The following is a 23,607-nucleotide window of genomic DNA, read 5'->3' on the forward strand; positions in this document are numbered from 1 at the left end:
GAAGAGCGGGGATGGCGCGGAATGGTGCGAGCGACGCGAAAACGCAATGCCGGCGCGGATGTGCGGGATGGCGCGGTGACTGTGGCAAGGTGGGGCGTGCGGTGCGCGGGATGGTGCGGTAGGGGAAAATCCTGAGGGGGGCGTAGGGGAAACTACTGATAACGGCGGCGCGCGACGCGGGCGGCGCGGCAGATTCTGGCGATGTTCAAGCCGACGCTGCCGGTATTTCCCGGGATCAGCGACGGCTTCGTTTTGCTCGTGAACCGGTTGACGATCGTGCGCGCTTCAACATGGGCAGCATAGAAAGAAGCGCGCACGACCCGCTCGGATTTCATCGGCTTTGCGCCAACCCCTCCAGCGTTTTCTTAGAGGTCAGTTCAAAAACCCCGGGAGGGGCTGGCGCATACGTCATGAAGCTGGTTCGACGCCGCCGAACCGGCTTCGGAGCGCGCGAGCAGCGTGATCCGGTTTGCAAGGCCGGAAACGCTCGCCGCGGAATTGTTGGTCTTTGACCAACTGGCGAAAAAGGTGCGAAGCGCCGGCGCCGGATAGCCGCGCTCCGTCAACCGGTGAAATGCACTTTCAATGTCCCGAAGCGCCTCCTCTTCGGCCGAGAAGGCTGCAACAAGCGCATCCTTCAGGACTCCGCTTTTCATTTCGTGAAGCACAGGTGTGACGATATCGAGCAACCCCGCATGCGATTGAAACGCTTCCATCCTTTTCTCTCCGGTTCTAGTTGTGATTTGAAGTGAACTACCGAGTCATCCGCACTTCTGGTGAGCGCGGTTTGCTTGCGCCGGCGGGAGACACTCCGCGCCAGAAGAAAAACACGAGCGCGCCTGCAATCGCCTGTGCACCGACGACGAATGCGACGCAGCCCATCCAGCCCCAACGATTCCATGCGGGAACGGGCAGGACCGAGCCGAGACTTCCGCCAAAGTAATAGAAGGAAAGGTAGATGCCGATCGCCGTCGATCTTGCACCCGGTGCCGCCCGCGAGATGAACGCATTGGCCGACGCCTGCTCGACGAACACCGCGGTCGAACTGAGCGCGAGACCGATCAGGATCGTGATGACGCTGCTCGACAGCGTCAGCAATGCGCCGACAATCGCGAGGCCGGTAGCCACGAGCGCGAGATCGCGCGGGCCGCGCTTCGCCGCGACGCGGCCCGCGAGCGGGGTGACGACGACCGCGACGAGAAATACCGCATAGATCGCGCCGATCTCGACCGTATTGAATCCAAATGGCGCACTGGCGAGTCGCAGTCCGACGAAGGTGAACGTCGCGACCTGCGATGCCAGCACGCATGTCCCGACCACAAACGACGCCAGCAGCGGGCCGCGCGTCAAGAGCTTCCAGCGCGGCGTCGACGCACCATCGCGGTCCGCAGGCGCGGCGCCGGACGCCGGCAGGCACGCATGGATCGCGAGGCCCGTTGCGAGACACAGGAACGCGATGAAATCGAGCGCGTGACGCCAGCCGAACGCGGACGTCAGGATATTGGTCACGAAGCGTCCAGCGAATCCGCCGAGTGTCGTGCCGGCGACGAAGAGCGCACTGACCTCCGTCGCCGCGTCGTTGCTGAAGATCTCGCCGATGCAGGCGATCGAGATCGCGAAGATGAACGGCATCAGCATACCCGCGGCAAAGCGGGCGGCGAGGAACGATGAAAAGCTCGCCGCGTGCGCAGACCAGAGGACGGGAAGCGCACAAGCCACGGCAGCGCACGAAATGACCGTCCGGCGATCGAAGCGAGCGGCCAGCGCACCAACGAACGGAGCGATAATGGCGACCGCCAAGGTGGTGGCGCTGATGCCCTGGCCGGCCCGTTCGGCGCTCACGTCGAATGCCGCAGCGAGTTCGTGCAGAATGCCCTGAGTCGAATAAAGATTGAGAAAAGCCGCAAACCCGCACAGGAAAAATGCGAATCGAATCGTTCTGTTGCCCACTGGTGACGCCCTATCTGGTTTGTGTGACAGTCTGACGAGTGAGCGACACGCGTGCCAATACCGTTTTTGTGGCTATTGATACCGAAAAGACAAAAATGCTTGATCTACGCCGCCTACGCTATTTCGTGACCGTCGCCGACGAATTGCACTTCGGACGCGCGGCGTTGCGCTTACGGATCGCCCAGCCGCCTTTGACGCGCCATATCGCCGCGCTGGAAACCGAGCTCGGGATCCGGCTGTTCGAGCGATCCACACGCGCGGTGCAGCTCACGCCTGCAGGCGCGCTGTTTCTCGAACATGCGAGGAGCGTCATTCATGCGGTCGACGAGGCGGAGGCGACAGCGCGCAAGATGGCGCAAGGTATGGTCGGTCGTGTCGTGATCGGCTATGCAAGCTCCATTCCGATGTCCGACGCGTTTTCGGACATCATCCGCAACGTGAGCCGCAGCATGCCGGAAGTCGAGTTGGCGTTTCGGGAAGTATCGACCGCCAGTCAGCGCCAGCAGATCACCGACGGCACGATGGACATCGGATTCGGCTGGTCAGCGACGAAGGCGTCGGAGGAGCGCAGCCGGTCCCTCGTCGTCTCGCGGGAACCGCTCGTCGCCGCGGTTCCCGCCCAGAGCAAATACGCGGGTAAGACGACGATCGAGTTCCGTGAACTCGTCAGGGAGAACTTCGTCACGTTCCCGGCGGGTTACGGTTCCGCGCTGAACGCGGCGCTCGAGGATCTGTGCGCCCATGAAGGTGTTGCGGCGCGGATAGGGCCTACAGCGTCGCAGATTACGACGCTGGTGTCGCTGGTGGCAGCGGAACGCGGCGTCGCCATCGTGCCCAGCTTCACGTCGACGTTGCAACGCTCGGGCGTCGCTTACGTGCCGCTGGCGACGCCGCATGTTCTCGAATTGGTCGTCACATGGTCCGAACCGTTCTCGTCGACCTGCGTCGAGCAGTTCATCGCGTTCGCCAGGTCGATCGCAGCCGGCTAGGGCCTGTTCACGCTAATAACGGGCTTGCGAACGTGCCTTTCCGCCCGCAGGGCAAGGAGAGAGGAGGCGCAATAGCCGTAGCTATTGCAACGACGAACGACGCCGCAATGCGGGCGGAAAGGCACGTTCCCCTGTTTGGAAAAATCATTCGTGGGGCTGGCCCCCAGAAGGGCCGATCGCCGCGTCATACTCCTCGCGAATACGTCGAGTATTCGCTTCGTCGCATTCCTTGCGCTCGGCCCTTCTGGGGGCCAGCGCAAGCCCGTTATTAGCGTGAACAGGCCCTAGGCTTCCAGGCCCTTCTGCACGTACCACGATAACGGCAGTGTCAGCAGCAGGACCGCGGCCAGCGCGACCAGCGCGGTCGGGACGCCCGCGATGTCACCCAGACGGCCGAACAGAACCGGCGACAGCGCGCCGCCGCCGATCGTGCCCGTATAGAACAGGGCAAACGCCTGCTCGCGCTTGCCGACCCCGGCCAGCTCCGGCACGACGCCGTAGAGCACGGACGATGTCCCGTTCAGCGCCAGTCCAAGCAGCGGGAGCATCGCCATCATCGCGAAGAGTGGCGAGAACACAGCGAGCACGATCAACAGCGACGTGGCGGACTCCGTGAGCCACACCGTCTTCATCATCCCGATGCGCGCGCCCAGATAACCGCAGAACAGCTTGCCGAACGCGCCGCCCAAGAACAGCATCGTCAGCGCGAGACCGATACCGGCGGTGCCGGCCCCCTTGCTTTTGAGCAGGAACGGCAGGAACGTCAGAAAGCCCATCCGCACGGCACTGTCGAGGGTGCCGGTCGCGAGCAGCGCGCGTAAGCCGCCGGACGAACCGCTGCCGCTGGTCGCTTTCGGCGTCTTGTCGCGCGCCGATCGCGACGAGTCGCGCGACGGAATCAGCCACCACAGCAGGCCCGCTGAAACCACGCCCAGCACGCCGATCAGCGTGGCGCCGGTTCGCCACGTCACGACCGTCAACAGAAGGCCGATCAGGCCTGGTATCAGCGTCTTGCCGATGTCTCCGGAGAAGTTGTATTGGGCTAGAGCCTCCTTCACGCCTCCGCCTGCCTCATAGGAATCGGTGACCATCGACGATGCGAGCGGATGCTGCGTGCTTGCGCCCAGTCCGCCCAACACCAGCGCGATCAGCAGGACCGTCAGCCCACCGGCCTGACCTGCGATCAGGTACGCCACGCCTGCGAGGGCGGTCCCGGCCACCAGCAAGCGCTCCCGCCCCCAGCGCCGCGCTGCCCGGCTGGCTAGCAACTGGAAACTCGCCATCACGCCGGAATAGAGCCCGCGCAACAAGCCGATCTGCGCGTAATTGATCGCGAACTGCGCCTGCCAGATCGGCAGCAGCACGTAAATGACGTCAGTCAACCCGTCGTGCACGGCGTGCGCGCCGCAGGCGGCGATCAGCGAGCGGCGACGGGACGGATCGGGGCAATTCGGTGTCTCGAGAGAGACTTCGTTTCTCAAATCGCTCATTTGTTCGTCGTCAATGATCGGCGCTTCCATGCTTGGGCTTCCGTTGTTCTGGTGCCCAAGGTTAACGGCTCGCCGTGGAAGTGCACAGCCCCCACCTTTTTTGAACTGACCTCTTACTTCTGGCCGGCACTCGCCGATTGAGATACACCCCGACCGCTCAACAACGCGTTGCGAAACTGTGGCACGAAGCTCATGAGCGCCTCGTCGATTCCCTTGATCGCGTTGGGCAAATCCTTTACCAGATCGGTATAGAACGGATAGACATAAGGGCCATCCGCCTTTGCGCCTTGAGTGGAGCTGATGCCTGCATTTTTGTTCACGCCGCCACCACCCGAAGTCGGGCTGAGATGAGTGGGGATCGGATAGAAGATATTTTGCGAAAAAACAGGTTCAAACGTCTTCGCCGAAAAAATCCGGATCTGGGTATTGACCGATCGAACGTACGGCCAACCCAGTCCGTTTGCGCCATAACCCGTATTGGCCGGCGCAATGAGAATGGCATCCGCTCCCGTATAGGCGTCGCCCTTCAGCGTCGGATGCAGCCAGTCCCCTGCAAGCTTGGGCATGCCGGGCTGGGTGAGATCGATCTCCGTCACCTGGTAGCCTTGCGCCCGGAGTTCGCCCTCCAGCGCGTCGATGTACTTGCGGTTCAGCCCGGTATCGCCAAGCTCGCTCTTGACGAGACTGTTGAAATCCTTGTTGGTACGAGCCGACATCGCCGTCGCCCCGCTGATCGCGCCGCCGATGGCGGCCGCCAACAGACCTACCCCGGGAAGCGGAACGATCACCGGCCCCCCGGCCGACACAGCAAAATACGTGGTTGGCCTCGACACATCGACCGCAATGGTCTTGATCGACGACATTTGTTGCGTGTCGAGCTCGAAAGGTTTCGATGCACATGCACCGAGCATCAAGCTCGACGCAATGATCGCCACTGAACAGCGCCCCTGAATTTTCTTTTTCATTTGAATACTCACCGGTTCTTCATTCGATGTTGAAGCCCACAACGCTCTGCCGCCGCGTGATGGCCGACGGCATCGCGGAGCAACGCAGAGACCGCCGTCAGAAGCACGGCCGGACTGAAATCTCTATCGGGTATTTGCAGCAGATCATTGCACAGACGAAACCGTGAGACGGTCAAGAATTGTCACGGCATGCAATTGGCCTCCGCGGGCGAAAAAATAGCAGAGAGGGCATGCCCGGCAAACCGCGATAAAGCGTCAATCGTCCGGCTTTATCGATCATTCAATTGGACATGAACGGAAGACGAACGGGATCACTCACGCGAGTCGCCGCATCCGCGCGTGCCTTTCCGTCAACACCGCACATACGCGTTCCCCACGCTCCAAGTAGAAAACGCGGATGACCCGCCGACACCGGACACAATCTCCGGCGCGGCTCGTCATCCGCGTTGACGCGCTGCCTACTTGCAGTACGTCAGCTGTAGTCGTACACCCCACGCCCCGTCTTCCGCCCCAGCCTTCCCGCCGACACCATCTCGCGCAGCAGCGGGCACGCACGATACTTCGTGTCGCCGAAGTCCTTCAGGAACACGTCCATCACCGCGAGGCACACGTCGAGCCCGACGAGATCGGCCAGCGCGAGCGGCCCGATCGGATGGTTCGCACCAAGCTTCATCCCCGCGTCGATCTCCTCGGCCGACGCGATGCCTTCTGCCAGCACGAAGAATGCTTCGTTGATCATCGGCACGAGGATCCGGTTCACGACGAAACCCGGCGCGTTGCGCACGCCGATCGGCGACTTGTCGAAACGCTCGGTGAGCGCGCGCACCGCCGACGCGGTCGCGTCGCTCGTCTGCAGCCCGCGGATGATCTCGACGAGCGGCATCAGCGGCACCGGGTTGAAGAAGTGCATGCCGACGAAGCGCGACGGATCGGCGAGCAGCGCCGCGAGCGCGGTGATCGAGATCGACGACGTGTTGGTCGCGATGATCGCATCGGGCCGCGCGACCGATTCGATCTGCTTCAGGATGCGGCTCTTCAGCTCGACGTTTTCGGTCGCGGCTTCGATCACGATGTCGACCGCGGCGAGCTTCGCGTAATCGGTCGACGTCGTGATGCGCGCGAGCGCGGCGTCGCGTGCGCCGGCGGCGAGCTTCTCCTTCGACACGAGCCGCTCGAGGCTGCCCTTCAGCGCGGCGACGCCCTTGTCGAGCGCCGCATCGCTGACGTCGATCATCACGACGTTGAGTCCTGCAACGGCGGCGGTTTGCGCAATGCCGTTGCCCATGGTTCCGGCGCCCACGACGCCGACTGTTTCAATGGCCATGACGATTCCTGTATGTTCGGGTGCTGAGCGTTCGATTATCAGATGTTCTCGAAGATCGCCGCAATGCCCTGGCCGCCGCCGATACACATCGTCACGAGCGCATAACGCCCGCCGATACGCTTCAGCTCGTACAGCGCCTTGACCGTGATCAACGCGCCCGTCGCGCCGATCGGGTGGCCGAGCGAAATGCCCGAGCCGTTCGGGTTGACCTTGGCCGGATCGAGACCGAGCTCCTGCGTGACCGCGCACGCCTGGGCCGCGAACGCCTCGTTCGCCTCGATCACGTCGAGATCGCTGATCTTCAGGCCCGCGCGCTCGAGCGCCTTCTGCGTGGCCGGCACGGGGCCGATGCCCATGTACGCCGGATCGACGCCCGCGTGTGCATACGCGACCAGACGCGCGAGCGGCTTCACGCCCTGCGCACGCGCGGCATCCGCGCTCATCATCAGCACCGCGGCGGCCGCATCGTTGATCCCCGACGCGTTGCCGGCCGTCACCGTGCCGTCTTCCTTCGCGAACACCGGCTTCAGCTTCGAGAAATCGTCCGGGCCCGCGTCGTGACGCACGTGCTCGTCGGTGTCGAACGCGACCTCGCCCTTCTTCGTGCGGATCGAGATCGGCAGGATCTGATCCTTGAAGCGGCCTTCGGCGATCGCGCGCGCCGCGCGACGATGCGATTCGAGCGCGAGCGCATCCTGCGCGTCACGCGAAATGCCGTACTTGCGTGCGACGTTCTCGGCCGTCACGCCCATGTGGATCGTCTGGAACGGGTCGTGCAGCGCGCCGAGCATCATGTCGACGAGCTTCGCGTCGCCCATGCGCTGGCCGAAGCGCGCGGCCGGCACGGTGTACGGTGCGCGGCTCATGCTCTCCGAGCCGCCGCCGATCGCAATGTCGGCATCGCCGAGCATGATCGTCTGCGCGGCCGACACGATCGCCTGCAGGCCCGAGCCGCACAGACGATTCACGGTCAGCGCCGGCGTGTGCTGCGCGACGCCGCCGTTGATCGCCGCGACACGCGCGAGATACATGTCCTTCGGTTCGGTGTTCACGACGTGGCCGAACACGACATGCCCGACCGCATCGCCCGACACGTTCGCGCGCGACAGCACTTCGCTCACGACCTTCGCGCCGAGATCGGTCGGCGAGAAATCCTTCAGGCTTCCGCCGAAATCGCCGATCGCGGTACGGACACCGCTCACCACCACGACTTCCTTCGCTGCATTGCTCATCGTCTCACTCCGGTTCGTTCGCGCCCGCGGGCGCGGGGATGCGTTGCGTTACATGTTCGGGTAATTCGGCCCGCCACCGCCTTCCGGCGTGACCCACACGATGTTCTGCGTCGGGTCCTTGATGTCGCAGGTCTTGCAGTGCACGCAGTTCTGCGCGTTGATCACGAGACGATCGCCGCCGTCGTCGTTCTTCACGAACTCGTACACCGCCGCCGGGCAGAAGCGGGCTTCCGGCCCCGCGTACGTGCGCAGGTTCACGTTCACCGGCACGTTCGCATCCTTCAACGTCAGGTGCGCCGGCTGGTTTTCCTCGTGATTCGTGTTCGAGATGAACACCGACGAGAGACGATCGAACGTCAGCTTGCCGTCCGGCTTCGGATACTCGATCGGCGTGCATTGCGATGCCGGCTTCAGCATCTCGTGGTCCGCATGCTTGTGGTGCAGCGTCCACGGCACGTTGCCGCCCATCACCTTCTGCTCGAGCCCGACCATCAGCGTGCCGAGGTACAGTCCCTTCGCCATCCACTGCTTGAAGTTGCGTGCACGGTACAGCTCCGTGTACAGCCACGATTGCTTGAACGCATCCGGGTACGCATTGAGCTCGTCGCTCTGACGGCCAGCCTGCACCGCGTCGAATGCGGCGTCCGCCGCCAGCATGCCGGTCTTGATCGCCGCGTGGCTGCCCTTGATCCGCGACGCGTTCAGGAAGCCCGCGTCGTCGCCGATCAGCGCGCCGCCCGGGAATACCGTCTTCGGCAGCGACAGCAGCCCGCCCGCCGTGATCGCACGCGCGCCGTACGACACGCGCTTGCCGCCTTCCAGGAACGCGCGGATCGACGGATGCGTCTTGTAGCGCTGGAACTCCTCGAACGGCGACAGGTACGGGTTCGTGTAGCCCAGGCCCACCACGAAGCCGACCACCACCTGGTTGTTGTCCATGTGATACAGGAACGAGCCGCCGTACGTATCGGACTTCAGCGGCCAGCCGGCCGTGTGGATCACGAGGCCCGGCTTGTGCTTTGCCGGATCGATCTCCCACAGCTCCTTGATGCCGATCCCGTACGCCTGCGGATCGGCGTTCGCGTCGAGCTTGAACTTCGAGATCAGTTGACGGCCGAGGTGGCCGCGGCAGCCTTCGGCGAACAGCGTGTACTTCGCGTGCAGCTCCATGCCGAGCTGGAAGTTCTCGGTCGGCTCGCCGTCCTTGCCCACGCCCATGTTGCCGGTGGCGACGCCCTTCACCGAGCCGTCGTCGTTGTAGAGAATCTCGGCGGCGGGGAAGCCCGGGAAGATCTCGACGCCCAGGGCTTCGGCCTGTGCGCCCAGCCAGCGCGTGACGTTGCCCAGCGAGATCACGTAGTTGCCGTGGTTCTGGAAGTTGGCGGGCAGCGCCCAGTTCGGCGTGGTGACCGCGCCCGTCTCGGACAGGAACAGGAAGCGGTCTTCCGTCACCGCGACATCGAGCGGTGCGCCGCGTTCCTTCCAGTCGGGGAACAGTTCGTTGATCGCGCGCGGGTCCATCACCGCGCCCGACAGGATGTGCGCGCCGATCTCGGAACCCTTCTCGAGCACGCACACGCCGATCTCGGTGCCTTTCTCGGCGGCCAGCTGCTTGAGCCGGATCGCCGCCGACAGCCCGGCGGGGCCGCCACCGACGATCACGACGTCGTATTCCATCGATTCGCGCGGGCCGTACTGCGCGAGCAAGTCCTGTGTGGTCAAAATCCTGTCTCCTCCTGCGCCCCGACCGTTACGGTCAGAACTGGTCTTCCGTCAACGCGAGCACGCTCTCGTTGCCCTTCGCGCCGACGATCGATGCTTCGAGCGCGCCGGCCTGCACGAGCACGTGTTCCGCATAGCATTGTGCGATCGCGATCTTCGCATCGTAGAACGCCGTGTCGTGCGCGCGGTTCGCGTGCGCCGCCAGCAGCGCGCGCGCCATCTGCCATCCGCACAGCACCACGCCCGCCAGCTTCAGGTACGGCACGCTGCCGGCGAACACCGCATTCGGATCCTGCTTCGCGTTCGCGAGCACGTAGTCCACCACCGACGACAGCGCGCGCGCGCCCTTCTCCAGCTGCGCCTTCATCGACGCGGCCGCCGCGCCGTCGAGCTTGCCGAGCGCCGCGACCGTGTCGCCGATCTCCGCGATCAGCGCCTTCGCGACCGCGCCGCCGTCGCGCAGCGTCTTGCGGCCGACGAGGTCGTTCGCCTGGATCGCGGTCGTGCCTTCGTAGATCGCCAGGATCCGCGCATCGCGGTAGTACTGCGCCGCGCCCGTTTCCTCGATGAAGCCCATCCCGCCGTGCACCTGCACGCCCAGGCTCGCCACGTCGTTCACCATCTCGGTGCTCCAGCCCTTCACGACCGGCACCAGATATTCGTAGATTGCCTGATGACGCGTACGCGTCGCCTCGTCCGAATGGCGGTGGGCAATGTCGCTGTGCGCGGCAGCCACATACGCGAGCGCGCGAGCGCCTTCGGTCAGCGCGCGCATCGTGCCGAGCATCCGGCGCACGTCCGGGTGATGGATGATCGTCACCGACTGCTTCGCCGAGCCGTCGACCGGGCGGCTCTGCACGCGCTCCTTCGCGAATTCCGCGGCCTTCTGGTATGCGCGGTCGGCCACGCCGATCCCCTGCATCCCGACGCCGAAGCGCGCGGCGTTCATCATGATGAACATGTATTCGAGGCCGCGGTTCTCCTCGCCGACCAGATAGCCGATGGCGCCGCCGTGGTCGCCGTATTGCAGCACCGCCGTCGGGCTCGCCTTGATCCCGAGCTTGTGCTCGATCGACACGCAGTGCACGTCGTTGCGCGCGCCCAGCGAACCGTCGTCGTTGACCATGAACTTCGGCACGATGAACAGCGAGATGCCCTTCACGCCTTCCGGCGCGTTCGGCGTGCGCGCGAGCACCAGGTGGACGATGTTGTCCGCCATGTCGTGCTCGCCCCACGTGATGAAGATCTTGGTGCCGAACACCTTGTACGTGCCGTCGCCCTGCGGCTCCGCGCGCGAGCGCACCAGCGCCAGGTCCGAACCGGCCTGCGGTTCGGTCAGGTTCATCGTGCCCGTCCATTCGCCCGAGATCAGCTTCGGCACGTAGCGCTGCTTCTGTTCGTCGGTGCCGGCCGTCAGCAGCGCTTCGATCGCGCCGTCGGTGAGCAGCGGACACAGCGCGAACGACAGGTTCGATGCGTTCAGCATCTCGATGCACGGCGTCGCGATCAGCTTCGGCAGCCCCTGGCCGTCGTATTCGGTCGGATGCTGCAGGCCCTGCCAGCCGCCTTCGACGAACTGGCGGAACGCCGCGCCGAAGCCGGGCGTCGCGGTCACGACGCCGTCCTTCCAGCTGCTCGGGTTGCGGTCGCCCTCCACGTTCAGCGGTGCCAGCACCTCGCCGCAGAATTTCGCGGATTCGTCGAGCACGGCCTGCGCGGTGTCGTAGCCGGCTTCCTCGAAGCCCGGCAACTGCGCAACGGTGTCGATGCCCGCGAGTTCCTTCAGCACAAACAGCATGTCCTTGACAGGGGCGTTATAGCTCATGGTCGATGTTCCAATCAGGCGTTGAATGAGGCGCGCGGCCCGAGGCGGCTGCGGCAAAACCGGCCAGCGTCAGGCGACGTCGTGACCCCATCGTACTGCCGCGGCGGCGGTTTCTCATTGTCATATCCGGCCCACATGGTGACAAAATCGGCCACGGGATCGCGGGGCGATGCCGGAGGCGACCGGCCCGGGGCGGCATGGTGGATGTCGGTTTTCGGAGAAATGGCGGGCAATTGGCGTGCCGCAGCGGCTCGCGCTGGTGGGGCCGGAGTGGTAGAACCGGCCGATTCCGGCTCCGTTCAGTACCGACCGTCCGGAGAAACGCGAACTCGCGCGGATGGACAGCCACTTCCCTGGTCGAGCTGATCGGCGAACCGGAAGTCGGCTGCCGGCTGTCGACTGTCGGCTACGCGATCGATTGTGTCGGCTTCGCGATCGTTGAATGAACGCAATGAAGCGCCTGATCAGATCACCTGCCGCAACATCACTTCGGCCATCGCCAGACTGGATCGCTCAGATGCTCGGCGAAGTAGTCGGACAGCGCCGTCACCTTCGCGGGCCGCGCCCGCGCCGACGGCGTAACGAAGTAAAGACCGCCCTTCGTCAGCGACCAGTCGGTGAGGATCGCCTCGAGACGGCCGTCAGCCAGATATTCGCCCGCGATGAACTCGGGCAGCTCGGCGATCGCCAGGCCATCGAGCAGCGTGGACAACAGCGCATCGGCGTTCGTTACCCGCAGCGGGCCCGTCGGCATGACCGGCTCCTCGTCGCCCACGTCGTTCGTGAAGCGCCATACGGCGCTGCGCGCGCGATACGCGTACGACAGGCAAGGACGATCCGCCAGCTCGCGCGGATGCGTGGGTCGCCCTTCGCGCCGCAAATAGTCCGGCGACGCCACCACGAATTGCGTGACGGCGCACAGGCGCCGCGCAACCAGCGACGAATCCGGCAGTGCGGCGATACGCAACGCGGCGTCAAAACCATCGGCGATCAGATCGACCGACGCATCCGATAAATGCAGGTCGATCGACACCTCCGGATAGGCGCGAAAGAAGCCCGGCAGCAACGGCGCGACCCAGCGCAGCCCGAACGACATCGGCACAGCCAGACGCACCAGCCCGCGCGGCTGCACCGACATCTCGCGCGCCGAGCTTTCCGCCTCCTCGGCCCGGCGATAGATCTCGCCGGCTTGCTCGCTGATCGTCCGACCGAACTCGGTGAGCGACAGCTGGCGCGACGTGCGATTGAAAAGCCGCGCGCCGAGCCGGCTCTCCAGACGGGCCACACCGCGCGAGACGGTGGCGACGGACACCCCCGTCGCGCGCGCCGCGGCCGCAAACGACCCGTGCTCGGCCACCTTCGCGAACATCGCGAGCCCCTCGAAATCAGGCAGTTGCGCCATGTCTCCTCATCTTTGCATATCTGCAACGTTTGATTGCGATTAATTCTATTTCGAAATGATGGAGCCGTCGATATTCTCCTCACATCGCAGCACGCAACAGCGTCGCGAATACCCCTGACCTGACTAAAGGAGCAATACCATGGCACGCAAACTCGACAACAAGATCGCACTCGTCACCGGCGCAACCAGCGGCATCGGTCTTGCCACGGCCCAACGTTTCGCGGCCGAAGGAGCGCACGTTTATCTCACGGGGCGGCGCCCGGCCGAACTCGATGCTGCCGTGACGGGCATTCTCGAAGCGGGCGGAAAGGCGACCGGCGTACGGTCGGATTCCACCCGGCTCGATGAACTCGACGCGCTGTACGAGCAAATCAAGAAAGAGCACGGACGCCTGGACGTGCTGTTCGTGAACGCCGGCGGCGGTTCGATGCTGCCGCTGGGCAGCATTACCGAGGCGCACTACGACGAAACCTTCGACCGCAACGTGAAGGCCGTGCTGTTCACGGTGCAGAAGGCACTGCCGCTGCTCGCCGATGGCGCGTCGGTGATTCTGACCGGCTCGACCGCGGGCAGCGCGGGTACCGCTGCGTTCAGCGTGTATTCGGCTTCGAAGGCGGCAGTGCGCGCCTTCGCACGCAGCTGGATTCTCGACCTCAAGGAGCGCCATGTCCGCGTGAACACGATCAGCCCGGGCGCGACGCGCACGCCCGGCCTGCTCGATCTCGCCGGTGACGATGCGACTCAGCGTCAGGGGCTCGCCGATTACCTGGCTGCCCAGATCCCGATGGGGCGCCTTGGCGAGCCGGGCGAGATCGCGAGCGCGGCGCTGTTCCTGGCCTCGGACGACGCGAGCTTCGTGAACGGCATCGAATTGTTTGTCGATGGCGGCCAGCAACAGATCTGAGCGTGGCCCGGGTGCGGTGGACGCGTCTTCGACGATCGCACGCCGCACCCGGCATACGCGTACCGAGTCCCGTCATGATTGAACGACGCGCTTTTCTGGCGCTTGCCGCGATCCGGCGCGACGGTGTCGACGTCCGCCAGCATTTCCGCGTGAGCGAATCCGGGCACGCAGGAGAAGCGCCGCTCGGTCCCCTCCTCGTGTGGAACGATGTCGAGTTCGCGCCGCACTCGGGCTTCGGCCTGCGCGCTCACCGCGATGTCGAGATCGTCACGTGGGTACGTTCGGGCGCAATCACGCACGAAGACGACGCGGGCAATCGCGCGCGCATGGTCGCCAATTCCGTCCACGTGATGAGTGCGGGCGCGGCGATCCATTGCGCAGAGCGCAACGACGAAAATGTACCCGCGCGGCAATTCCAGATACGGCTACGTCCGCGCGCACCGGCCAGTACGTCGCGCTGCGCGACGCGCGTCTGTTCGCTCGGATGTCGCGATAGCCGATTCGTTACGCTGGCGAGTGGCGATCCGGAGGATGTCCGCGCCGGCGCATTGCCCATTCACGCGGACGCACGGATGCGTATCGCGACGCTGCGCGAAGGCACGGCGATGCAGCACGCTTTGCCGCTGTCCGGCTCTGCCTATCTGGTGGTGGAACATGGGCGCGTGGACGTGGGGCATATCACGCTGGCGCGACGCGACGGCATCATCATTCGCGATGAAACGTGCGTTACGTTGACAGCGAAAGACGACACGGATGTCGTGATTGTCGAACTCTTGCGCTAGGACAGGTGCTTCATCAGCGCGCGCCGCGCCAGCGTTCATTGTCATTTCCGGCGGAAATAGCCGGAAACGGGGTGGTCCTCAGTCGAACGTGATCAAGTCCTTGAAGATCAGTTGTCCCCACTTGTTTCCGCGCGCGTGCACAAGCAGCCCGCCCTCCGAAAGCCCACCCAGTTTGATTGGCGCGAAACCGAGTTTTTCAGCAAGCGCGCCGATCTCCGCTGCAGCGCCGTCATCGTCGCTCGCGAGGAACACGACTCGCCTGCCACCCTGTATGGCCGGGTCCTGGCCGAGGACGGCGGCCACCAGATGATTGAAGCCTTTCACCAGCCTGGCTCCGCTGAACGCGTTCGCGACGAAGGCAGAGGACGGGAGACCGCCCAGTTCCTCGAGCGGGGCCTGCGTGTTCATCGCGTCGACGACAGTCTTCCCCTTCCAGTCGGGCAGCGCTTTTGCAACCTCCGGGTGCGACTCGAAACGGACAGCCAGAAAGATGATGTCCGCCTTGACGGCTTCCGCCAGGGTTTTGGGAATGATCGTGGGGCCGATCGCGGCCGCATCGGCCGCAAAGCTTTCCGGGTCGCGCGTGGTTGCAACGGCCACTTCGATGCCGTTGCGGGCGAACGCCCTGGCAAGTGCGTGGCCGATCTTGCCGAAGCCAACGATTGCGTAACGCATATGTTTCTCCTTCGTTTCCGTGCGCGGTCAGAGCTTGTAACCGCCGCTCGCTTCTATCGTCTGGCCGGTCACCCAATGGCCATCATCGGAGGCCAGGAACGCCACGACGGCGGCGATTTCCGAAGGCTCGCCAAAGCGGCCCAACGCGATCTGGGCCTCGGCCGCCTTGACGAGTTCGGGATTCTCCCGAAAGGCGGCGTTCGCATCCGTTCGCGTGAAGCCGGGCGCCACGGCGTTCGCGGTGATGCCACGCGGCCCCAGCTCGATGGCGAGCGTATGGGTCAGCGTATTGATGGCGGCTTTCGCCATTGAATAGACGGGCGCGGCCGTCACAGGCTTCGTGGCGGCAGCGGAAGAAATGTTGATGATGCATGCACCATCGGCGAGACGATCCAGCGCGGCCTGAATGATGAAGAACGGCGCGCGGGCGTAGACGGCCATCAGCGTGTCCCAGCTTTCCGGCGTTGCGTCCTTGAAGCCAAGCCAGCCGGAATTGCCGGCGTTGTTGACCAGAATGTCGAGGGCTCGGCTTCCGTTCCGCTGGCTGAACTCGTCGTCGAGTCTCTCGAACAAAGCCGGGACGGTCGCCGGATCAACGAGATCCGCGTGAATCGCGAACGCGGTGCCGCCCGCTTTCTCGATGGCTGCGATCGCCTCGTCCGCGCCGGATTTGCTGGCGTTGTAGGTTAGCGCGACGGTCGCACCGTCCTTTGCAAGGCGTTCGGCGATGGCGCGGCCAATGCCGCGCGATGCCCCGGTCACGAGCGCTGTCTTGCCCTTCAGGGATTGAGTCATTTGATTTTTCTCCTCAGAGTTGTGCCAGGCCACCATCAACGGCGACCTCGCTGGCGGTCATGAAGCTGCTGTCCGACGACGCAAGAAAAGCCGCCACCGCGCCGATCTCGGCCGGATCGGCCATACGCTGCAGCGGCGTCATCGCCCCGTAGGCCTTCTGCCCCTCTTCGCCCAATGCCTCCTTGGCGAGTTCGGTTGCGGTCGCGCCGGGCGACAGTACGTTTATCCGGATGCCGGTGCCCTTCAGGTCCTCCGCCCACGTCCGCGCGAGGTTGCGCACCGCTGCCTTGCTCGCGCTGTAGGCCGTGAACCCTGGGGCTCCCGTGGTGCCGGCGCTCGATCCGGTCAGGATGATCGAACCGCCCGCGCCCATCAGCGGCAGCGCCTTCTGGACCGTAAAGATCGTCCCCTTCACATTGGTGTCGAACGTGTCGTCAATGTGCTCGGTGGTGATCTGGCCGAGAGGCAGCGGGCTTCCCGCCCCGGCGTTGGCGAAGACGATGTCGAGGGTTCCGCGCTCCGCCTTGACCGCCGCGTAGAGCCGGTCGAGGTCGGTCAGATCGCAGACCGAGCCCTTCACCGCGCGGGCATGGGGCCCAAGGTCGGCCACCGCGGCGTCGAGCGCTTCCTGCCGGCGGCCGAAGATGAAGACGAAGGCGCCCTCTTCGATGAAGCGTCGTGCCGCGGCGCGGCCGATGCCGGTAGCGCCGCCGGTGATCACGGCGGTCTTTCCATTCAGTCTGTTCATGTCATGCACCCTTCGAAACAAAAGCGAGAAACTTGATTCTGGGGCTCTTGATTCATGAAGCCAATTGACTGAATATCTATAAATACCATCTACTTTCTAGATAGATATGCTGGACAACGTCACCATCAATCAACTGCGGGCCTTCGTCGCCGTGTGTGACCAGGGGAGCTTTTCCGGGGCGGCAAGGGAACTGAGGCGGGCGCAGTCGGCGATCAGTCACGCGATCAACGCGCTGGAGAACGCGTTCGACGTGCTGCTGTTCGAGCGAAACACGCGCAAGGCGACGCTCACGGCCGCAGGCCGCAGCCTGCTGCCCGATGCGCGTGGGGTGATTGCGCGCACCGAGGAAATGAAGATGCGCGCGGTGGCGATCGCTGAAGCCGGGGTCCCACAGGTTTCGGTCGCCGTGGATACCTATTTTCCGCGTGCGCACCTGATCGAATGCATGCGCACGCTGCAGGCGGACTTTCCGACGGTCGCGATCAATCTGCGCATGACGACCATGCAGGGCGGCGAGCGCCTGGTTCTCGACGGCACGTGCGCATTGGCGGTGACGATCACGGATGTGCCCGAGCTGAGCCAAGACTCCATCGAGCGGCACCATTTATGTGACGCGCAAATGGTGACCGTCTGTGCGCCATCGCATCCGCTCGCGGCAATCATGGGGCCGATTCCGCGGGAGGAATTTGGCCGGCACATCCAGCTCGTCGTCACGGACAATCAGCCCGATGCGGAAAAGACCCAACAGGGGGTCGCCGGTGAACGCCAGTGGTGGGTGAATGATCTCGGCGCGAAACACGATCTGCTCAGGGGAGGCTTGTGCTGGGGGCACATGCCGCGCCATCTGGTCGAGGAAGACCTCGCGAAGGGATCGCTCGTCGAACTCCAACGGCGCGCGTGGCACATGCGCGCCCTCACGTTCATGATCTCCCAGCGGCGCGGGTACGCGTTTTCCGAATGCGAAACACGGCTGGTCGAACTCCTTGGCCATCGTCATCCCGTCCCAAAGGGTGGCAAGGCCAAGGTCGGCGTGACGCGCGGTCGCTGACGGATTTGCCCGGCGACGCTGTTCGAACCGCGACGTGAGCACCGGCCGAATCCGTCGCGTTACGGCTGCTTCTACTGCCTGGCAAACCGGCATCAACCACGCTGCCATGCGTCGCAGGTTCCTCGCGATCGCATCTCGACGCGTGTTTCAGGAACAGAGGCGGTGACACAATGATCGCGGTCTGAGCAGTGGGCTGCTTGAATCCGAAATGCGGCCATCAACATGATTCACCTGGCCGAAATGGGTCGGCAAGCACCTCCACGGAAATCCACGAAGAACCCACTGCATGGCGGTCGCTGGCAAATCGGCCGACCTTTTTCGCCGTCCGGGCCCGCGCGTTTCTGCGTAGACTTTCATCTGATCAGGCCACATGACCGGGAGCAGCGACGAAGATGAATGAACGCCCGAAGCCCATCGCGGATTTCGTCCGGATCGCCGGCGATCTGTTTCGGTCGGACAAGCTTCCGCCGGCCGCGCGCGCGTTCGCACCGCAGGTATTCGCACGGCTGCAGACACCATCGGATGATGGCAAACGGCTCGCGCTGCGATTCCCCGCATGCGAATGGCTCGACCCGGCGCTCGAGTCGGTCGCACGCGCCAACCCGACGTTCGCCACCGTCGCGCAGCTGATCAAGTCGCTCGAGCCCGACGTGGGATGGTCGCGTCGCACATCGGGAAAGGACGGTAGTCCGAACTATATCGACGGGCACGTGAACGGGATGATCTGCGGGCCCGGCGGCGCGGAAAGCCGCGACGACATCCAGCTCGGCTTCTCGTTGATGATGCCCAATGTCAGATATCCGGATCATGGTCATGCGCCGGAGGAAGCGTACGTGCTGATGACCGCCGGCGAATTCCGGCAGCAAAACGGCGCGTGGTTCGATCCCGGCATCGGCGGCGGCATTCACAACCCGCCGGGAGCGCTGCATGCGATGCTCTCCGGCGACGCGCCGTTCCTCGCGATCTGGTGCCTGCTGAATTGATCCGGCGTTCGACGCGACGTGCCGACGGCGCCGCCGGCGGTCAGCAGCCAGTCATTGGCCTACCGACCGGTCGGCATCGCTTCCGGCCGCTATTGAAAGGCGCATATGCGTTTCGGGATCAGCCCGATCGTCTCCGCCGAAGATGTGAACGATTTCACGCGAAGGCGGCCGCCGAGGGGAGCCGGCCATGGGAACCGGCAAAGGAACCCGGTTATGGGAAAACCCGTCCGGGGCCGCCGCGCGCAGGCCGGCTCGAGCAACCCCGCCGCACCGGAAAAAAAGCGGCAGTGAGCCCGCCCCGTCAACATCCGTTCGGCCGACGCGATATTGCGCGCGCGTGGATAAAACGCAACAGTGGAACGGAACACGCGCTCGATGCGCTCCTCCTCGATAGCGCCGTCGTTATGAGGCATACTCTATTCGCGCACAGCGAACGATCGTTCTTTTTTAAACGCAAGCCGTCGCGCGCGCCACTAAACGAGCACATGATTCTGTTACCTTGACGCACCGGCCCGCGCGCAATGCAATGGCCATCACCCATCTTTCACACTATGACACTACAGATTGGGATTCCTCTGGAGACAGCCACCGGCGAACGGCGCGTTGCGACCGTACCCGAAGTGGTCGAGAAACTGATCAAGCTGGGATTTTCGGTGGCCGTGCAAAGCGGCGCCGGCGCCGGCGCGAATTTTGACGACGATGCGTACCGCGCGGCCGGCGCGAGCATCGCCGCGTCGGCGGCCGAGCTCTGGTCCGGCAGCGACATCGTGTTCAAGGTGCGCCCGCCGAGTGCCGACGAAGTCGCGCTGATGCGCGAAGGCGGCACGCTGATCGGCTTCGTGTGGCCGGCACAGAACCCCGAGCTGATGCAGCAGCTGGCCGCGAAACGCGCGACGGTGCTGGCGATCGATTCGCTGCCGCGCACGCTGTCGCGCGCGCAGAAGATGGACGCGCTCACGTCGATGGCCGGCATCAGCGGCTACCGCGCGGTGATCGAGGCCGCGCATGCGTTCGGCCGCTTCCTGAACGGCCAGGTCACGGCGGCCGGCAAGGTCCCGCCGGCCAAGGTCTTCATCGCCGGTGCCGGCGTCGCGGGCCTCGCCGCGATCGGCACGGCCGCGAGCCTCGGCGCGATCGTGCGCGCGAACGACACGCGCGCCGAGGTGGCCGATCAGGTCAAGTCGCTGGGCGGCGAGTTCGTCAAGGTCGACTACGAAGAGGAAGGCTCGGGCGGCGGCGGTTACGCGAAGGTGATGAGCGAAGGCTTCCAGCAGGCGCAGCGCGCGATGTATGCGCAGCAGGCCAAGGACGCCGACATCATCATCACGACCGCGCTGATCCCCGGCAAGCCGGCGCCGAAGCTGATCACCGCCGAGATGGTGCAGTCGATGAAGCCCGGCAGCGTGATCGTCGACATGGCCGCCGAACAGGGCGGCAACTGCGAACTCACGGTGCCCGGCGAGGCGGTCGTGCGCCACGGCGTGACCATCGTCGGCTATACCGATCTCGCGTCGCGCCTGTCGCGGCAGTCGTCCACGCTGTACGGGACCAACCTGCTGCGCGTGATCGAGGAGCTGTGCAAGGCCAAGGACGGCACGATCAACGTCGACTTCGACGACGACGCGATCCGCGGCCTCACCGTCATCAAGGAAGGCAACATCACGTGGCCGCCGCCGCCGATCAAGCAGGCGGTCGTCGCACCGAAGCCCCCGGCGGCCGCACCCGCCGCGGCCGCGCCGGCGAAGTCCAAGGGCCACGGCCACAGCGGCGAGCCGATGTCGGCCAAGGCGCTCGCGATCGTGTTCGCGATCGGCGCACTGGCGTTCCTGCTGGTCGGCCAGTTCGCGCCGGCCAGCTTCCTGTCGCACTTCACGGTGTTCGTGCTCGCGTGCTTCGTCGGCTACATGGTGATCTGGAACGTCACGCCGTCGCTGCACACGCCGCTGATGAGCGTGACCAACGCGATCTCGTCGATCATCGCGATCGGCGCGCTCGTGCAGGTCGCGCCGCCGCTGGGCGAGCTGGCCAACGCCGGCGACCGTCCGTCCGGGCTGATCCTCGGTCTCGCGGTGGGCGCGCTGACGCTCACGGCCGTCAACATGTTCGGCGGCTTCGCGGTGACGCGTCGCATGCTGGCGATGTTCCGCAAATAAGGGGACGACAACAATGACTTCCAACCTGACTACCGTCTCCTATATCGGCGCCGCGATCCTGTTCATCCTCAGCCTCGGCGGGCTGGCCAATCCCGAGACCGCGCGCCGCGGCAACCTGCTCGGCATGATCGGCATGCTGATCGCCGTGCTCGCCACGGTACTCGGCCCGCGCGTCTCGGCCGAGGGCATTCCGTACATCGTCGCCGCGCTGGTCGTCGGCGGTGCCGTCGGCCTGTACGCCGCGAAGAAGGTGCAGATGACGCAGATGCCGGAACTGGTCGCGCTGATGCACAGCCTGGTCGGTCTCGCGGCCTGCCTGGTCGGTTTCGCAAGCTATATCGACACGTCGCTGCAGCTCACCGGCGCCGAGAAGGCGATCCATGAAGTGGAGATCTACGTCGGCATCCTGATCGGCGCGGTCACCTTCGCGGGCTCGATCATCGCGTTCGGCAAGCTGTCCGGCAAGATCGGCGGCAAGCCGCTGCTGCTGCCGGCGCGGCACTGGCTGAACCTGGCCGCGCTGCTGATCGTGATCTACTACGGCCGCGCGTTCCTGCATGCGGAAACCATCCAGGACGGCATGCTGCCGCTCGTCGTGATGACGGTGTTCTCGCTGCTGTTCGGCGTGCACATGGTGATGGCGATCGGCGGCGCGGACATGCCGGTCGTGGTGTCGATGCTCAACAGCTACTCGGGGTGGGCCGCGGCAGCCACCGGCTTCATGCTCGGCAACGACCTGCTGATCGTGATCGGCGCGCTGGTCGGCTCGTCCGGTGCGATCCTGTCGTACATCATGTGCCGCGCGATGAACCGCAACTTCATCAGCGTGATCGCAGGCGGCTTCGGCAGCGGCGCGGGCGCACCGGCGGCAGCCGGCGGCGCGGCGCAGCCGGCCGGCGAGGCGGTCGCGGTGAGCGCGATGGAAACGGCCGAGCTGCTGCGCGAAGCGAAGCGCGTGATCATCGTGCCGGGCTACGGGATGGCCGTGGCGCAAGCCCAGCACACGGTGTTCGAACTGACGAAGCTGCTGCGTGAAAAGGGTGTCGACGTGCGTTTCGCGATTCACCCGGTCGCGGGCCGCATGCCGGGCCACATGAACGTGCTGCTGGCCGAAGCGAAGGTGCCGTACGACATCGTGCTCGAAATGGACGAGATCAACGGCGACTTCCCCGAAGCCGACGTGTCGATGGTGATCGGCGCGAACGACATCGTGAACCCGGCCGCGCAGGACGACCCGTCGAGCCCGATCGCCGGCATGCCGGTGCTGGAAGTGTGGAAGGCCAAGACGTCGATCGTGATGAAGCGCAGCATGGCGTCCGGCTATGCGGGCGTCGACAATCCGCTGTTCTACAAGGACAACAACCGCATGTTGTTCGGGGACGCGAAGTCGATGCTCACTGAAATCTTCGGCGCACTGAAAGCCTGAGTGCGGCCTCGCGCGCGGAGCGGGCGGCCAGCCGCTCCCGCGCCGCGCCGGCTCCCCCGGCAGCAAAATGGCGGCATCATGTTCGACATCGTCCGTAACGGAACCCAAGATGATGAATATCGATACCGACCTGCCGGTGATGGTGACCGGCGCAACCGGCTACGTCGCGGGCTGGCTCGTGCAACGGTTGCTCGAAGCCGGCGTGACGGTGCATGCGGCCGTTCGTCATCCCGACGATCCCGACAAGCTCAAATATCTGCAGCGCATCGCGGCCGGCCAGCCCGGCACGATCCGCTATTTCCGCGCGGACCTGCTCGAACCGGGATCGTATGCGGACGCGATGGCCGGTTGCGGCACCGTGTTCCATACCGCGTCGCCGTTCACCATCACGGTTCGTGATCCTCAGAAAGAACTCGTCGACCCGGCGCTGCTCGGCACGCGCAACGTGCTCGACACGGTGAACCGCACGCCGTCGGTGCGGCGCGTCGTGCTGACCAGCAGCTGCGCCGCGATCTACGGCGACAACGCCGACCTCGACGCGGTGCCGAGCGGCGCGTTCACCGAGGCGAACTGGAATACCAGTTCGTCGCTGACGCACCAGCCGTATTCGTATTCGAAGACGGTAGCCGAGCGCGAAGCGTGGCAGATCGCCGGCGCGCAGCAGCGCTGGCGTCTCGTCACCATCAATCCGTCGCTCGTCATCGGGCCGGGCATCAATCCGTACGCGACGTCGGAGAGCTTCGAGATCGTCCGACAGATGGGCGACGGCACGATGAAAATGGGCGTGCCGGATCTCGGCATGGGCGCGGTCGACGTCCGCGATGTCGCCGACGCGCACCTGCGGGCCGCGTTCCTGCCGGACGCGAACGGCCGCTACATCGTGTCGGGTCACAACACGAGCCTGCCGGCGATGGCGGCGACGCTGCTCGAACGGTATGGCGCCGACTACCCGATCCCGCGGCGTATCCTGCCGAAATGGCTCGTGTGGTCGATCGGCCCGCTGGTGAACAAGGGCGTGACGCGCCGCGTCGTCGCCCGCAACGTCGGACTGCCGTGGCGCGCCGACAATGCCCGCAGCCGCAACGAACTCGGGATCCACTACCGCCCGCTCGCCGAGTCGATGAACGACTTCTTTCAGCAGCTGATCGAAACCGGACAGTTGCGGCGAGGAAGCGCTTCGTGATTTCAGCGGGC

General features: G+C 64.9%; 20 protein-coding genes and 1 pseudogene. 8 read left to right on the plus strand and 13 right to left on the minus strand.

The annotated features are described in order from the left end of the window. Positions 1-152: 152 nt before the first annotated feature. The 3 genes and pseudogenes from SB771_RS21260 to SB771_RS21270 form a co-directional block, all read right to left on the minus strand. The gene (locus SB771_RS21260; RefSeq protein WP_175661108.1) at positions 153-335 is read right to left on the minus strand and encodes a hypothetical protein; all 183 of its coding nucleotides are present in this window, start codon (positions 333-335) and stop codon (positions 153-155) included. 51 nt (positions 336-386) lie between these two features. Further along, positions 387-716, minus strand: a pseudogene (locus SB771_RS21265) (hypothetical protein); the annotation flags it as partial. Positions 717-753: 37 nt separating this feature from the next. Beyond that, complete coding sequence (locus tag SB771_RS21270; protein WP_175661107.1) at positions 754-1,950, minus strand: MFS transporter; 1,197 nt, start codon at positions 1,948-1,950, stop codon at positions 754-756. 95 nt (positions 1,951-2,045) lie between these two features. On the opposite strand from SB771_RS21270, the gene SB771_RS21275 reads away from it, so the two are divergent. Further along, positions 2,046-2,939, plus strand: coding sequence for a LysR substrate-binding domain-containing protein (locus SB771_RS21275; RefSeq protein WP_175661283.1), 894 nt, complete (start codon positions 2,046-2,048; stop codon positions 2,937-2,939). Positions 2,940-3,223: 284 nt separating this feature from the next. Here SB771_RS21275 and SB771_RS21280 read toward each other — a convergent pair whose 3' ends face one another. The 7 genes from SB771_RS21280 to SB771_RS21310 all read right to left on the minus strand — a co-directional run bounded on the left by SB771_RS21280 (position 3,224) and on the right by SB771_RS21310 (position 12,899). Then, the gene (locus SB771_RS21280; RefSeq protein ID WP_175661282.1) at positions 3,224-4,429 is read right to left on the minus strand and encodes an MFS transporter; all 1,206 of its coding nucleotides are present in this window, start codon (positions 4,427-4,429) and stop codon (positions 3,224-3,226) included. Positions 4,430-4,542: 113 nt separating this feature from the next. Next, complete coding sequence (locus SB771_RS21285) at positions 4,543-5,394, minus strand: hypothetical protein (protein WP_175661106.1); 852 nt, start codon at positions 5,392-5,394, stop codon at positions 4,543-4,545. A 472-nt stretch (positions 5,395-5,866) separates the two neighbouring features. Further along, positions 5,867-6,718 carry a 3-hydroxybutyryl-CoA dehydrogenase gene (locus SB771_RS21290; RefSeq protein ID WP_175661105.1) on the minus strand — a complete coding sequence of 284 codons (852 nt, stop codon included), beginning with the start codon at positions 6,716-6,718 and terminating at the stop codon, positions 5,867-5,869. A gap of 38 nt (positions 6,719-6,756) precedes the next feature. Further along, on the minus strand, positions 6,757-7,950 hold the full coding sequence (bktB, locus tag SB771_RS21295) for a beta-ketothiolase BktB (protein ID WP_105832227.1): 1,194 nt from the start codon (positions 7,948-7,950) through the stop codon (positions 6,757-6,759). Between the two features lie 48 nt (positions 7,951-7,998). After that, positions 7,999-9,627 carry an electron transfer flavoprotein-ubiquinone oxidoreductase gene (locus SB771_RS21300; protein ID WP_410721206.1) on the minus strand — a complete coding sequence of 543 codons (1,629 nt, stop codon included), beginning with the start codon at positions 9,625-9,627 and terminating at the stop codon, positions 7,999-8,001. Positions 9,628-9,706: 79 nt separating this feature from the next. Then, complete coding sequence (locus SB771_RS21305; protein WP_175661104.1) at positions 9,707-11,497, minus strand: acyl-CoA dehydrogenase; 1,791 nt, start codon at positions 11,495-11,497, stop codon at positions 9,707-9,709. A gap of 484 nt (positions 11,498-11,981) precedes the next feature. Continuing rightward, positions 11,982-12,899 (minus strand): LysR family transcriptional regulator, encoded by a 918-nt coding sequence (locus SB771_RS21310; RefSeq protein WP_175661103.1) that lies wholly within the window; start codon positions 12,897-12,899, stop codon positions 11,982-11,984. A 139-nt stretch (positions 12,900-13,038) separates the two neighbouring features. Here SB771_RS21310 and SB771_RS21315 point away from each other — a divergent pair, with 139 nt between their 5' ends. After that, positions 13,039-13,803 (plus strand): SDR family NAD(P)-dependent oxidoreductase, encoded by a 765-nt coding sequence (locus SB771_RS21315; RefSeq protein ID WP_105832063.1) that lies wholly within the window; start codon positions 13,039-13,041, stop codon positions 13,801-13,803. Positions 13,804-13,877: 74 nt separating this feature from the next. Then, complete coding sequence (locus tag SB771_RS21320) at positions 13,878-14,585, plus strand: pirin family protein (protein WP_175661102.1); 708 nt, start codon at positions 13,878-13,880, stop codon at positions 14,583-14,585. A 78-nt stretch (positions 14,586-14,663) separates the two neighbouring features. Here SB771_RS21320 and SB771_RS21325 read toward each other — a convergent pair whose 3' ends face one another. Genes SB771_RS21325 through SB771_RS21335 form a run of 3 tightly spaced genes read right to left on the minus strand, consistent with a single transcriptional unit; the run spans position 14,664 to position 16,803 of the window. Continuing rightward, positions 14,664-15,260 carry an NADPH-dependent F420 reductase gene (locus SB771_RS21325; RefSeq protein WP_175661101.1) on the minus strand — a complete coding sequence of 199 codons (597 nt, stop codon included), beginning with the start codon at positions 15,258-15,260 and terminating at the stop codon, positions 14,664-14,666. 27 nt (positions 15,261-15,287) lie between these two features. Next, positions 15,288-16,055 carry an SDR family NAD(P)-dependent oxidoreductase gene (locus tag SB771_RS21330; protein ID WP_175661100.1) on the minus strand — a complete coding sequence of 256 codons (768 nt, stop codon included), beginning with the start codon at positions 16,053-16,055 and terminating at the stop codon, positions 15,288-15,290. A 13-nt stretch (positions 16,056-16,068) separates the two neighbouring features. After that, the gene (locus SB771_RS21335; protein WP_175661099.1) at positions 16,069-16,803 is read right to left on the minus strand and encodes an SDR family NAD(P)-dependent oxidoreductase; all 735 of its coding nucleotides are present in this window, start codon (positions 16,801-16,803) and stop codon (positions 16,069-16,071) included. A 106-nt stretch (positions 16,804-16,909) separates the two neighbouring features. On the opposite strand from SB771_RS21335, the gene SB771_RS21340 reads away from it, so the two are divergent. The 5 genes from SB771_RS21340 to SB771_RS21360 all read left to right on the plus strand — a co-directional run bounded on the left by SB771_RS21340 (position 16,910) and on the right by SB771_RS21360 (position 23,596). Continuing rightward, on the plus strand, positions 16,910-17,851 hold the full coding sequence (locus SB771_RS21340) for a LysR family transcriptional regulator (RefSeq protein WP_175661098.1): 942 nt from the start codon (positions 16,910-16,912) through the stop codon (positions 17,849-17,851). A 392-nt stretch (positions 17,852-18,243) separates the two neighbouring features. After that, on the plus strand, positions 18,244-18,834 hold the full coding sequence (locus tag SB771_RS21345) for a dimethylsulfoniopropionate lyase (RefSeq protein WP_175661097.1): 591 nt from the start codon (positions 18,244-18,246) through the stop codon (positions 18,832-18,834). 551 nt (positions 18,835-19,385) lie between these two features. Continuing rightward, positions 19,386-20,987, plus strand: coding sequence for a Re/Si-specific NAD(P)(+) transhydrogenase subunit alpha (locus SB771_RS21350; protein WP_175661096.1), 1,602 nt, complete (start codon positions 19,386-19,388; stop codon positions 20,985-20,987). A gap of 13 nt (positions 20,988-21,000) precedes the next feature. After that, on the plus strand, positions 21,001-22,413 hold the full coding sequence (gene pntB / locus SB771_RS21355) for a Re/Si-specific NAD(P)(+) transhydrogenase subunit beta (protein ID WP_175661095.1): 1,413 nt from the start codon (positions 21,001-21,003) through the stop codon (positions 22,411-22,413). Between the two features lie 109 nt (positions 22,414-22,522). Then, positions 22,523-23,596 carry an NAD-dependent epimerase/dehydratase family protein gene (locus SB771_RS21360; protein ID WP_244096795.1) on the plus strand — a complete coding sequence of 358 codons (1,074 nt, stop codon included), beginning with the start codon at positions 22,523-22,525 and terminating at the stop codon, positions 23,594-23,596. The last annotated feature ends 11 nt before the right edge of the window (positions 23,597-23,607 follow it).

This window comes from Burkholderia sp. SIMBA_051, assembly GCF_046534915.1.
GTDB classification, from domain to species: domain Bacteria; phylum Pseudomonadota; class Gammaproteobacteria; order Burkholderiales; family Burkholderiaceae; genus Burkholderia; species Burkholderia ambifaria.